The following is an 11979-nucleotide window of genomic DNA, read 5'->3' as shown; positions in this document are numbered from 1 at the left end:
CGGAATCGGCTGCCGATTCGAGGGAGCAGATCAGCCCCCGCTCAGGATCATATGAGTGCGATATCTCACACGCAACACATTGCGACCGCCAAGGTCTGCTCGGAACTCGCTCCGTTCACTTCGCGGGCGTGACCCGGCGCGACCGCGACAACGGGTACCGACGGTCGAGCGATGGCTCGACGACGCTGACCATCACGAACTGCGAGAGCAGCTCAGCGGGCATCGCCCTCACGGCGCGAAGCGGTAGCCCATGCCGGACTCGGTGAGCAGGTAGCGCGGATGCGCCGGGTCCGGTTCGAGCTTCCGCCGCAGCTGCGCCATGTACAGCCGCAGGTACCCGGAGTCGTTGCCGTGTGAAGGCCCCCACACCTCGGTCAGGAGCATCTCGCGGGTCATCAGCCGGTCGGGGTTCGTGACGAGCACCTCGAGCAGGCGCCACTCGGTCGGGGTCAGCCGGATCGCGGGACCGCTGGCCGGGGTGACCTGCTTCGCGACGAGGTCCACGACGAGGTCGCCGATCCGGATCGTCGGCGCGCTGTCGACACCGGCCGGGGCACGGCGTCGCCCGAGAGCCCGCAACCGCGCCAGCAGCTCGTCCATCTGGAACGGCTTCGTCACGTAGTCGTCCGCGCCGGCGTCGAGTGCGTCGACCTTGTCGGACGAGTCGGTCCGTCCGGACAGCACGAGCACCGGGACCTGCGACCACCCCCGGATGCCCTCGAGCACCCCGATGCCGTCGAGCCGGGGCATGCCCAGGTCGAGCAGCACCAGGTCGGGCCGTTCGGTGATGACGGCGTCGATCGCCGCACGGCCGTCCTTCGCCGTCACGACCTCGTACCCGCGGGCGGCGAGCGTGACGGAGAGGGCCCGGACCAGTTGCGCGTCGTCGTCCGCGATCAGGACCTTCACCGGAGCTCCACTCCCACGTGCCCGGCGATCGGCAGCCGCACCACGACGGTGAGCCCACCACCCGGGGTGTCATCGACCTCGATCGTGCCGCCCATGCCCTCGGTGAAGCCCCGCGCGAGTGCGAGACCGAGCCCGAGGCCCGTCTCGTTGTCGGTGTCGCCGAGGCGCTGGAACGGCTGGAAGACCTCGTCGACCCGGTCCGACGGGATACCCGGACCGTGGTCGGCGATCCGGAGCTCGACCCCGCCGCCGAAGGCGCTCGCCGCGACGCGCACACGGGTGCCGTCGGGAGCGTAGCGGACGGCGTTCGCGAGCAGGTTCACGACGACCCGCTGCAGCAGGACCGGGTCGGCGAGCACCGGCGGCAGGTCGGCCGGCAGGTCGAGGTCGACGTCGTCGGGCCCGAGCTCGAGCTCGTCGAGCGCGGGGGCGACCACCGTGTCGAGGGCCAGCGGCCCGGACGCGACCGCGAGCACACCCGCCTGCACCCGGCTGACGTCCAACAGGTCAGCCAACAGCACCGCCAGCTGACCGAGGCTCTCGTCGGCGGTCGCGAGCAGTGCCTCCCGGTCGGCCCTGGACAGGTCGACGTCCAGCGCACGCAACGACTGGACGGCGGCCGAGGCGGCCGCGATCGGCCGACGCACGTCGTGGCCGACGGCCGCGAGGATCGCGCTGCGGACGCGGTCCGCCGCCGCGATCCGCTCCGCGTCCAACGCGGTGCGCGTCAACGAGCGGTGTTCGACCGCGGCGTCGAGCTGCTGCTCGACGACACGCAGCAACCGGCGCTGGGTCGGGTCGTCCGCAGCGCCCGCGAACTCGAGCACGGCGCCGGACGGGAGGCTCGTGGCCGCGTCCGGCGTCTCGCCGAACGTCCCCGACGTGGCGGGTTCCTCGTTCCCCTGCCGGATCCGGACGCCGGCAAACCCGAAGGCCTCGCGGGTGCGGTCGAGCAGGGCCTGCAGGGCGTCGTCGCCACGGAGGACGCTGCCGGCGATCCCCATCAACAGGCCGGACTCCGCCGCGGCGCGACGGGCAGCACGCGAACGTCTGGCGGACCGGTCGACCACGAAGCTGACGAGCACGGCGCTGATGACGTACATGACGAGGGCGAAGAGGTGCCACGGCTGCTGCACCGTGACCATGTGCAGGGGTTGGACGAAGAAGAAGTCGAGGCTCAGTCCGGACAGCACCGCGGTGAACACCGCTGGCCACATCCCGCCGACGAGCGCCACGACGAGCACCAGCAACTGGTACGCCAGGACGTCCACGGTGATGGCGTCGGGGTCGCTGCCGATCGACAGGACCCAGGTGAGCAGGGGCCCGACCAGGACCGAGAGTACGAACGCGGCGAGGACCCGTCCGCGGGACAGACTGCCGCCGAGCTTCGGCAGGGCGAAGCCACCACCGGCGCGCTCGTGCGTGACGACGTGCACGTCGATGTCGCCGGACTCACGGATCACGGTGTTGCCGATGCCCGGGCCGGTCAGGGCCGCGGCGAGCCGACTGCGACGGCTGACGCCGATGACGATCTGGGTCGCGTCGATCGACCGCGCGAACCGCACGAGGGTCGACGGCACGTCGTCGCCGACCACCTGGTGGTACGTCCCGCCGAGCTGTTCGAGCAGGGTGCGCTGGGCACCGAGCGCCCCCGGGTGCCGCTCGCGCAGGCCGTCGTTCGTCGTCACGTGCACGGCCGCGAGTTCGCCCCCGGCACTGCGGGCAGCGATGCGGGCCCCGCGGCGCAGCAGGGTCTCGCCCTCGGGCCCGCCGGTCAGGGCGACGAGCACCCGCTCGCGCGTCTCCCAGCGGTGCTCGATGCCGTGCTCGGCACGGTAGGCCTTGAGCGCGTCGTCGACCTCGTCGGCCAACCAGAGCAGGGCGATCTCGCGCAGCGCGGTGAGGTTGCCGAGCCGGAAGTAGTTGGACAGCGCCGCGTCGATGCGGGCCGCTGGGTACACGAGTCCGTCGGAGAGCCGCTCGCGCAGGGCAGCCGGCGCCAGGTCGACGACCTCGATCTGGTCGGCCGCACGCACGACGGCGTCGGGGACGGTCTCGCGCTGCACGGTGCCGGTGATCTCGCGGACCACGTCGCCGAGGGACTGCATGTGCTGCACGTTCACCGTCGAGATGACGTCGATCCCGGCGTCGCGCAGCGCTTCGACGTCCTGCCAGCGCTTCTCGTTCGCACTGCCGGGAGCGTTCGTGTGCGCGAGTTCGTCGACGAGGGCGACCTCGGGTGCCCGGGCGATGACGGCGTCGAGATCGAGGTCGTCCAGGTCGACACCGCGGTGCGAGACGGTGCGGCGCGGGATGACCTCGAGGCCGTCGACGAGCGCGGCGGTGGCGGCGCGTTCGTGCGTCTCGACCACGGCGACGACGACGTCCCGGCCCTCGTCGAGCAGCCGGCGGCCCTCCTCGAGCATGGTGAACGTCTTGCCGACACCCGGTGCGGCACCGAGCAGGACCCGTAGCTTGCCGCGCTTCACGTGCTCATCCTCTCGCGTCGAGTTCCGCAGCAGGTGCGAAGCCGGGCGCAGGGCGGGATCGCGCCCTCGTGTGGTCATCGCGCCCCGGTGAGTCGGGGCGCGATGACCACCGCGGGGTGCGATCGATCACGAGGACGACTTCGCCAGGGCCAGGTTCAGCTCGAGCACGTTCACCACGGGTTCCCCGAGGAACCCGAGCTGCCGCGACTCGGTGTGCTCCGTCACGAGCGCCCGCACGTCGTCGGCCGACATGCCCCGCGCCGAGGCCACCCGCTGCACTTGCTGCAGCGCGTACTCGGGGCTGATGTCCGGGTCGAGACCCGAGCCCGAGGCCGTCACGGCGTCGGCCGGGACCTCGGACACGGGCACGCCGTCGGCCTTCGCGACCGCCTGCTGCCGCTCCTTGACGGCCTTGAGCAAGTCGGAGTTGTTCGGGCCGAGGTTCGAGCCACTGGACGCGTTCGCGTCGTAGCCCTTCTCACCCGCGGCGCTCGGCCGCGACTGGAACCACTCGTCGGCGGACTTCCCGTCGAACGACTGCCCGACCAGCGACGACCCGACGACCTTGCCGTCGGACGAGGTGACCATAGAACCGTTGGCCTGCTCGTGGAACACCCCCTGGCCGACCCCCCAGACGGCGAGCGGGTAGCCGACGCCGAGCACGACGGTTGCGAGCAGGGTGAGGCGGATGGCCACACCAGCGGAACGGACGGTGGAACGTGCAGATGCCATGACTAGAACCCCGGGATGAGACCGACCACGAGGTCGATCAGTTTGATGCCGATGAAGGGGACGATCACGCCGCCGAGCCCGTAGACGAGCAGGTTGCGGCCGAGGATCGACGACGCTGCGGCGGCGCGGTACTTGACGCCGCGCAGGGACAGCGGGATGAGCGCCACGATGACGAGCGCGTTGAAGACGACGGCCGACAGGATCGCGGACGACGGGCTGTGCAGCCCCATGATGTTCAGGGCCGCGAGCCCGGGGAACGCCGCCTGGAACATCGCCGGGATGATCGCGAAGTACTTCGCGACGTCGTTGGCGATGGAGAAGGTGGTCAGGGCCCCGCGGGTGATGAGCAGCTGCTTGCCGATGCGGACGACGTCGATGAGCTTGGTCGGGTCGGAGTCGAGGTCGACCATGTTGCCCGCCTCCTTCGCCGCCGTCGTGCCGGTGTTCATCGCGACGCCGACGTCCGCCTGCGCCAGGGCGGGGGCGTCGTTGGTGCCGTCGCCGGTCATCGCGACGAGGTTGCCGCCCTCCTGTTCGCGCTTGATGTACGCGAGCTTGTCCTCCGGGGTGGCCTCGGCGAGGAAGTCGTCGACGCCGGCCTCGTGCGCGATCGCGGCCGCGGTCCGGGGGTTGTCGCCGGTGATCATCACCGTGCGGATGCCCATCGACCGGAGCTCGGCGAACCGTGACGCCATGCCGTCCTTGACGACGTCCTTCAGGTGCACGACGCCGAGCAACGTGACCGCGCCGTCCGAGGAGCGGCGACCGACGACGAGCGGGGTCCCGCCCTGGTCGGAGATCTCGGCGACGGTGGAGTCGATCGCGGCGACCAAACCGGCGTCGGGGGTGTCGGCCCAGGCGAGCACTGCAGCAGCGGCGCCCTTCCGGATCTGCGACCCGTCCGGCAGGTCGAGACCCGACATGCGCGTCTGCGCCGTGAACGGCACCTCGACGGCCCCGTCCGGCAGGGCCGGCGTCACCCCGGCGTCAGCAGCGAGCGACACGATCGAACGACCTTCGGGCGTCGAGTCCGCAGCGCTCGACAGGGCTGCCGCCTCCATCAGCGAGGCCTCGCTCACACCCGGCACCGGCACCACGCGGGACGCCCGGCGGTTGCCGTACGTGATGGTGCCGGTCTTGTCGAGCAGCAGGGTGGTGATGTCACCGGCGGCCTCGACCGCGCGACCCGACATCGCCAGCACGTTGTGCTGCACGAGCCGGTCCATGCCGGCGATGCCGATCGCGGAGAGCAGGGCGCCGATGGTGGTCGGGATGAGGCAGACGAGCAGGGCGATGAGCACCGGCACGCTGACGGTCGCACCGACGAGTCCCGCGATGGGCTGCATCGTCAGGCAGACGATCACGAAGACGATCGACAGCGAGGCGAGCAGGATGTTCAGCGCGATCTCGTTCGGCGTCTTCTGCCGGGCAGCACCCTCGACCAGACGGATCATCCGGTCGATGAAGGTCTCACCAGGGGTCGAGGTGATGCGCACGATGATCCGGTCGGACAGCACCCGGGTGCCGCCGGTGACCGCACTGCGGTCGCCGCCGGACTCGCGGATGACGGGCGCGGACTCACCGGTGACGGCTGACTCGTCGACCGACGCGATGCCGTCGACGACGTCGCCGTCGCCCGGGATCACCTCGCCTGCGACGACCACGACCACGTCACCCTTGGCCAGGTCGACCGACGCGACCTCCTCGGTCACGTTGCCGGTCGCCGCTGCGTCGACCGGGTCGTAGCCGAGCACCCGGCGGGCGCTCGTGGTCGAGCGGGTCTTCCGCAGCGTGTCGGCCTGCGCCTTGCCCCGCCCCTCGGCGACCGACTCCGCCAGGTTCGCGAAGACGACGGTGAGCCAGAGCCACACCGCGATGGCGATGGTGAACGCGGACGGTTCGACGACGGCGGCGGCCGTCGTCAGCGCTGCGCCGACCTCGACGATGAACATGACGGGGTTCCGCCACATCAGTCGCGGATCGAGTTTCCGCAGGGCTCCCGGGAGGCCCGCCACCAGTTGGCGGGGCCCGAATGCGGACGAGCGGGTGGCCGGCTCCACTGCGGTGCGCGGTTCCGGCTCGGTGGTCACGGTCATGACAGTCCTTCTGCGAGCGGGCCCAGTGCGAGCACCGGGAAGTAGGTGAGTGCGGTGACGATGACGGCGACGCCGCCGAGCAGCCCGATGAACAGCGGGCGGTGGGTGGGCAGGGTGCCGGCGGTCTCGGGCACGCGGTCCTGGGCGGCGAGCGACCCGGCGAGCGCCAGGACGAACACCATCGGCACGAAGCGGCCGAGCAGCATCACGACGCCGAGCGCGGAGTTCATCCACGTGGTGTTCGCGGTGAGCCCGCCGAAGGCCGACCCGTTGTTGTTCGCACCCGAGGTGAAGGCGTAGAGCAACTCGGACAGCCCGTGGTTGCCGGGGTTGAAGATCGACGTGCCGAGCACCTGTTCGCGGACGCCGGGGATGACCAGGGACAGTCCGGTGGCGAGGAGCACGAGGGTCGGCGTGACCAGGATGTACAGCGCCGCGAAGGTCATCTCCTTCGCGCGGATCTTCTTGCCGAGGTACTCCGGGGTCCGGCCGACGAGCAGGCCGCCGATGAACACCGTGATGACGGCGAGCACGAGCATGCCGTACAGGCCGGAACCGACGCCGCCCGGGGTGACCTCGCCGAGCATCATGTTGAGCATCGCCATCATCCCGCCGATCGGGGTGAAGCTGTCGAACATGCCGTTCACCGCACCGGTCGACGTCGCGGTCGACGTCGTGCCGAACAACGTGGTGCCGAGGATCCCGAACCGGGTCTCCTTGCCCTCCATCGCGGCGCCGGCTGCGTGCGTGGCGAGTCCGCCGCCACCGAGCTCGGCGATCGACATCACCGACAGGGACACGAGGAAGATCGCGCCCATCACGGCGAGGATCGCGTAGCCCTGGCGGTCGTCGCCGACCATCCGGCCGAAGGTGCGCGGCAGGGAGAACGGGATGACGAGCATCAGGAAGACCTCGACCAGGTTCGTCCACGCCTGCGGGTTCTCGAACGGGTGCGCCGAGTTGGCGTTGAAGTAGCCGCCGCCGTTCGTGCCGAGTTCCTTGATCGCCTCCTGCGACGCCACGAACCCGTCGGGCAGGTGCTGCGTGCCGCCGACCAGCGTGGTGACGTCGGTGCCGCTCCCCCACGACTGGATGACGCCGCCGGCGACGAGCACGATCGCGAAGACGAACGCACCGGGCAGCAGCAGTCGACCGACGCCGCGGACGACGTCGACCCACACGTTGCCGAGCGTGCCGGACTTGCGCCGGGCGAACCCGCGCACCAGTGCCACGGCGACGGCGAGGCCGACGGCTGCGGACAGGAAGTTCTGCACCGCGAGGCCGGCCATCTGCACGCTGTACCCGACGGTGACCTCGGGTGAGTACGACTGCCAGTTCGTGTTCGCGACGAACGACGCCGCGGTGTTGAACGCGAGCGACGGGCCCACGGCGGGCAGCCCGAGGTCGCCGGGCAGGACGACCTGGATGCGCTGCAGCAGGTAGACGAGCAGGAGGCCGACGACGCTGAAGAGCAGCACGCCGCGCAGGTACACGGGCCACGACTGCTCGGCGTCCGGGTCGACCCCGATCAGCCGGTAGACCCCACGCTCGACCCGGTTGTGCCGGACGGGTGTGAAGACCCGGGCCATCCAGTCGCCGAGCGGCCGGTAGGCGACGACGAGCAGCAGGACCAGCGTGGCGACCTGGACGATCCCCGCCCAGACGTCCGCGGTGCCCGCGCCCATCAGAACCGCTCCGGACGCACGAGCGCCCAGACGAGGTACACGACTGCGGCGATGCCGAGGACGGCGGCCGCGATGGTGATGCCGATCACAGCCGTTCCACCCCCTTGGCGATCAGTGCCACCACGCCGAACACGGCGAGGACACCGGCGACGACGAACACGTCGAACACGAGGGACTCCAGAAGGTCTGCGGTGTCCGCGCCGGGCGACGCGGACGGCACCACGTGTGGTGCCGAGACCGATGCTGGGTCCTGCACCGGGCCTCCAGGCCGCTCCTAACGGTTTCCTCACGCCGCCCTGGCGGACGCATGCGCCCCGCTAACACGCGCTCGCCGTCCTACGATCGGACCATGGTGATCCCCGCTCCCCCGACCCGCCCGGGCACGAGGGCGTCCACCGTCGCCGGGAGCCTGCTCGCCACAGCCGTGGTGTCGATCGGCGCGCTGTGGGCGGTCGTCTTCGGGCCGCTCTGGCTCTTCGGCGAGCAGCGACAACTCCTGCTGTGGTTCTGGGCCGTTCCCCTGGCGTTCGTGCCGTGGCTGGCCGCGATCGCGGCGCTCGTCCTCGCACTGGTGGGGTGGTCGCGCGGGCGCGGGCGGAAGCGCGCGGCGTTGGCCGTCTGCTGCGCCGTGGTCGTCCTGCTGGCACCGATCGCGATGCTGTTCGGGCCGGGTAGCGCGCTCGTCGACACCTCGGTCTGAGGCCCGAACGGGTCCGTGCTCAGTCCGCGGCCGAGGCGCTGAGTCGTGCGGACAGCGCGCGGACCGAGCAGGCGAGGTCCTCGGGGCCCTCGACGACGAAGTCCACCGCGAACGCGGCGAACGCTCCGGCGAGACCCGGCCAGGACCACGAGCCGAGCGTCACCCGGCTCCGCTCGTCGGACAGGGGTTCGACGACGGCGTCCTCGGGCAGGTAGGGCCCGATCGTCCGTGCGTCGGCGGCCGTCATGGTGACCGAACCGACGCACGGCCACACGTCGGCCCGCGCCGATCCCTTGAACCGCGCCGACACGAAGGCCACGGGGTCGCCACCGGGCACCGGTCGGGGCGTGAACGGCACGCGCGTGCGCATCCGCGGCGTGATCCGGTCGATGCGGTGGGTGCTCCAGTCGTCGCGGTCGAGGTCCCAGTCGAGCAGGTACCAGCGGCCGTTCCGCGCGATCACGGCGTGGGGTTCGACGCGGTGCGGGGTCTCGTTCTCGCCGTACCCGAAGCGGAACACCTCGCGCAGGTGGACGACCTCGCTCACCGCCACCAGGACGTCCGGGTCGGTCGTGGTCCGGCTCGTCGCGGTCACGGCCTGCACCGCGTCGACCCGTGACCGGAGCCGCGCGGGCATCACCTGCCGGACCGTCGCCAGTGCTCGGGCAGCCGACTCGGCGATGTCCGCGCCCGACGCGGGCGCGACGGCGAGTGCCAGGGCGATCGCCACGGCCTGGTCGTCGTCGAACAGCAGGGGCGGCAGGTCCGAACCCGCTGCGAGCCGGTACCCACCGGCGGGACCGCGCAGCGCCTCGACCCGGTACCCAAGCTCGCGGAGGCGGTCGACGTCGCGGCGGACCGTGCGAGGGCTGACCTCGAGGCGTCCGGCGAGCTCGTCGCCCGGCCAGTCGCGGTGCACCTGCAACAGTGACAGCAGCGTGAGCATGCGCGAGGAGGGTCCGGACATGTCGATCATCCTCGCCGAAGAAGCGGACACGATCTGACCGCATCGACGGTCATCCTCGTTCCATGAGCATCGAAACGACAACCCACCTCAACTTCGACGGCACCGCCCGCGAGGCCCTCGACTTCTACGCAACGGTCTTCGGCGGCGATGTCACCGCCGCCACCTACGGGCAGATGGGCGCCCTGGACGATCCCGCCTGGACGGACCGCGTCGTCTTCGGCCAGGTCTCCACCGACGCCGGGTTCCGGGTCATGGCGTTCGACGTCTGGCCCGGACAGCCCTACGACCAGGGATCGAACGCCTTCTACGTGTTCGTGCACGGCGACGACTCCGCCGAGATCGAACGGTACTGGGCCGCACTGTCCGAGGGCGCCGAGGTCCGACAGCCCCTGGAACCCTCGGCCTGGGCACCATTGGCCGGGCAGCTGCGTGACCGCTTCGGTGTGGTCTGGCAGCTCGACGTCGCGGCTCCGACCGAGTGACGCGGCGGTGCGGCCGGGAAGGGCCTGCGCCGCACCGACGCTCGGACGTTTGTGAACCACTTCCCCACGGAAACCGGCCGCCGCTAGCGTGCTGGCATGCCCGAGTTCCGTCCGATGCCCGGCTACGAGCTCGGCGAAGGGTGGGTGGCTGCTCGTCGGCGCCGCTCCCGGTTCGGCCGCGTGTGGCGCTGGGTCGGCCCGCCGGTCGCGCTCCTCGCCGCCGTCGCGGCCGTCCTGCTGTTCCGCTGGTACGCGGGCGTGGCCGACCAGGTCGAGTGGGAGTGCGCGGTGTCCACCTGCGGCACGAACGACCCGCGGTCCTTCGCGCCGGAGGGGTGCTGGGCGCTCCTCCTGCTCGCCGGGCTCGGTACCGTCCGGGTCCCCGGGCGGTGGTGGTGGACGGGCGCGCTCCTGCTCGGGTTCGCACTCGTCGCCGCGTGGTCGATCGACTGGTGGCGGATGCCCGGGATCGACCTCGGGCTGTTCGTGACGCCGATCGGAGCCGGGAGCGTAGGCGCCGTCCTCCTGCTCGCCCGGACCGGGATGGCCGTCGACCGTGTTCGCGGGCGAGCCCACACCGCCCGTCGGCGGGCCGAACAAGACAGTCCGCGGGACGTGGGCGAGCGCTGACCCGGTCGGAGGATCAGCCCGAGCGGCTCCACGTACTGACCATCACGGTCGCGGTCACGCTCGTCGGCGCGAACACCTGCTCCGGAGCGACGTGGTGGTGGCTCGGCCCCATGTGCACGACATCGTGGACGTCCTCGGCGGAGAGGTCCATCGTCCACGTCAGGTCCTCGGAGGACAGCAGGTCGAACGACGGTGTGAGCGAGTCGTGCAGCCGCCGCTCCTTCTCCGGATCGACAGAGATCGTCGCCTCGGCCAGCTCCGCCAGGTGTCCGGTGCGCGGGGTCACGACGACCAGCACCCCGTCGGGGTGCAGGACGCGCGCGTACTCGGTCTGGTTGCGCGGTGCGAAGACGTCGAGGACGACGGCGGCAGCGTCGTCGACGACCGGGAGGCGCTCGGTCACGTCCCCGACGACGGCTCCGGCACGTTCGTGGACGCGGGCCGCCCGTCGGATCGCAATCGCCGACAGGTCCAGCGCAACCCCGAGCCTCGCGTCCGCCGCGCGCAGCGCATGCGCCAGGTACGTCCCCGGACCGGAGCCGACGTCGAGCACGATGCCGGGTGCCGTCGCCTCGGCGACGACCTCGGCGAGCGCCCGCTCGACGGGCGCGTAGTGCCCGCGCCCCAGGAACCGTAGCCGGGCGTCGACCATCTCCGGGGTGTCCGCCGTGAGCGCGCGACGCTTCGCCGGCAGGAGCGTCAGGTGCCCCTGCCTGGCCTCGTCGAACCGGTGTCCGGTCGCGCAGCCGACCTGGCCGTCGACCCGGCCGAGGGGCTCGGCGCACACGGGGCAGGCGAGCATCGGCAGCAGGTCGTCACGCACCGGCCCAGCGTACGGGGCCTCGCTCGCCTGGCCGGATGTCGCTGCAGCAGCTCTTCGGTCTCGACGGACGCACCGCCCTGGTGACGGGAGGCAGTTCTGGTATCGGGCAGGCCATCGCGGTCGCCCTGGCGGACGCCGGAGCACACGTGCTGGTAGCGGCTCGGACGGGTGCGACCATCGACTCCACCGTCGCCGCGATCCGGCAGGCGGGTGGCTCGGCCGACGGCGTCGTCGCGGACCTGTCCTCGCGCGCCGGAGCCCACGCACTCGCCGACGCGGTTGGGACGTCGACGTCCTCGTGAACTCCGCCGGGATCAACCTCCGGCCGCCGATGGCCGATCTCGACGAGGACACCTGGGACGCCACGATGGCCGTGAACCTCGACGCACCCTTCGTGCTCGGGCAGCGGCTCGCGCCCGGCATGGCAGCGCGTGGCCACGGCCGGATCATCAGCATCAGCTCGCAG

General features: G+C 71.5%; 13 protein-coding genes and 1 pseudogene. 5 read left to right on the top strand and 9 right to left on the bottom strand.

Going from position 1 to position 11979, the window contains the following annotated elements:
* Positions 1 to 228 precede the first annotated feature (228 nt).
* The 7 genes from OGL88_RS01460 to OGL88_RS01430 form a co-directional block, all read right to left on the bottom strand.
* Positions 229 to 909 carry a response regulator gene (locus OGL88_RS01460; RefSeq protein WP_263055064.1) on the bottom strand — a complete coding sequence of 227 codons (681 nt, stop codon included), beginning with the start codon at positions 907 to 909 and terminating at the stop codon, positions 229 to 231.
* Positions 906 to 3398 (bottom strand): ATP-binding protein, encoded by a 2493-nt coding sequence (locus OGL88_RS01455; protein WP_263055065.1) that lies wholly within the window; start codon positions 3396 to 3398, stop codon positions 906 to 908. Before OGL88_RS01455 ends, OGL88_RS01460 begins: the two co-directional genes overlap by 4 nt.
* Before the next feature lie 126 nt (positions 3399 to 3524).
* A complete protein-coding gene (kdpC, locus tag OGL88_RS01450; RefSeq protein ID WP_263055066.1) occupies positions 3525 to 4130 on the bottom strand; it encodes a potassium-transporting ATPase subunit KdpC in 606 nt (201 codons plus the stop codon).
* Positions 4131 to 4132: 2 nt separating this feature from the next.
* Entirely contained in the window at positions 4133 to 6226 is a 2094-nt protein-coding gene (gene kdpB / locus OGL88_RS01445; RefSeq protein WP_263055067.1) for a potassium-transporting ATPase subunit KdpB, read from the bottom strand.
* Positions 6223 to 7911, bottom strand: a complete 1689-nt coding sequence (kdpA, locus tag OGL88_RS01440; RefSeq protein ID WP_263055068.1) for a potassium-transporting ATPase subunit KdpA — start codon at positions 7909 to 7911, stop codon at positions 6223 to 6225. The genes kdpB and kdpA overlap by 4 nt, the downstream gene beginning before the upstream one ends.
* Complete coding sequence (locus OGL88_RS01435) at positions 7911 to 8000, bottom strand: potassium-transporting ATPase subunit F (protein ID WP_017887940.1); 90 nt, start codon at positions 7998 to 8000, stop codon at positions 7911 to 7913. The genes kdpA and OGL88_RS01435 overlap by 1 nt, the downstream gene beginning before the upstream one ends.
* Positions 7997 to 8167 carry a hypothetical protein gene (locus OGL88_RS01430; protein WP_181437361.1) on the bottom strand — a complete coding sequence of 57 codons (171 nt, stop codon included), beginning with the start codon at positions 8165 to 8167 and terminating at the stop codon, positions 7997 to 7999. Before OGL88_RS01430 ends, OGL88_RS01435 begins: the two co-directional genes overlap by 4 nt.
* Before the next feature lie 93 nt (positions 8168 to 8260).
* Between OGL88_RS01430 and OGL88_RS01425 the strand changes: the two genes are divergently transcribed.
* Complete coding sequence (locus OGL88_RS01425) at positions 8261 to 8611, top strand: hypothetical protein (RefSeq protein WP_263089347.1); 351 nt, start codon at positions 8261 to 8263, stop codon at positions 8609 to 8611.
* Between the two features lie 19 nt (positions 8612 to 8630).
* Here OGL88_RS01425 and OGL88_RS01420 read toward each other — a convergent pair whose 3' ends face one another.
* Positions 8631 to 9578, bottom strand: coding sequence for a helix-turn-helix transcriptional regulator (locus OGL88_RS01420; protein WP_263055070.1), 948 nt, complete (start codon positions 9576 to 9578; stop codon positions 8631 to 8633).
* A gap of 62 nt (positions 9579 to 9640) precedes the next feature.
* Between OGL88_RS01420 and OGL88_RS01415 the strand changes: the two genes are divergently transcribed.
* Both OGL88_RS01415 and OGL88_RS01410 read left to right on the top strand, forming a co-directional pair.
* On the top strand, positions 9641 to 10060 hold the full coding sequence (locus tag OGL88_RS01415) for a VOC family protein (RefSeq protein WP_263055071.1): 420 nt from the start codon (positions 9641 to 9643) through the stop codon (positions 10058 to 10060).
* Between the two features lie 96 nt (positions 10061 to 10156).
* Positions 10157 to 10690, top strand: coding sequence for a hypothetical protein (locus OGL88_RS01410; RefSeq protein WP_263055072.1), 534 nt, complete (start codon positions 10157 to 10159; stop codon positions 10688 to 10690).
* A 13-nt stretch (positions 10691 to 10703) separates the two neighbouring features.
* Here the strand turns inward: OGL88_RS01410 and OGL88_RS01405 are convergent, their stop codons facing one another.
* A complete protein-coding gene (locus OGL88_RS01405) occupies positions 10704 to 11513 on the bottom strand; it encodes a putative RNA methyltransferase (RefSeq protein WP_263055073.1) in 810 nt (269 codons plus the stop codon).
* A gap of 35 nt (positions 11514 to 11548) precedes the next feature.
* Here OGL88_RS01405 and OGL88_RS01400 point away from each other — a divergent pair, with 35 nt between their 5' ends.
* A complete protein-coding gene (locus OGL88_RS01400; RefSeq protein ID WP_263055074.1) occupies positions 11549 to 11815 on the top strand; it encodes an SDR family NAD(P)-dependent oxidoreductase in 267 nt (88 codons plus the stop codon).
* Between the two features lie 29 nt (positions 11816 to 11844).
* A pseudogene (locus OGL88_RS01395) lies at positions 11845 to 11973 on the top strand (SDR family NAD(P)-dependent oxidoreductase); the annotation flags it as partial.
* Between the last annotated feature and the right edge of the window lie 6 nt (positions 11974 to 11979).

The sequence above is a fragment of the Curtobacterium sp. RIT-PI-V genome, from assembly GCF_025642935.1.
Taxonomy (GTDB): Bacteria; Actinomycetota; Actinomycetes; order Actinomycetales; family Microbacteriaceae; genus Curtobacterium.
This window is presented reverse-complemented; position numbering and strand designations above follow the sequence as displayed.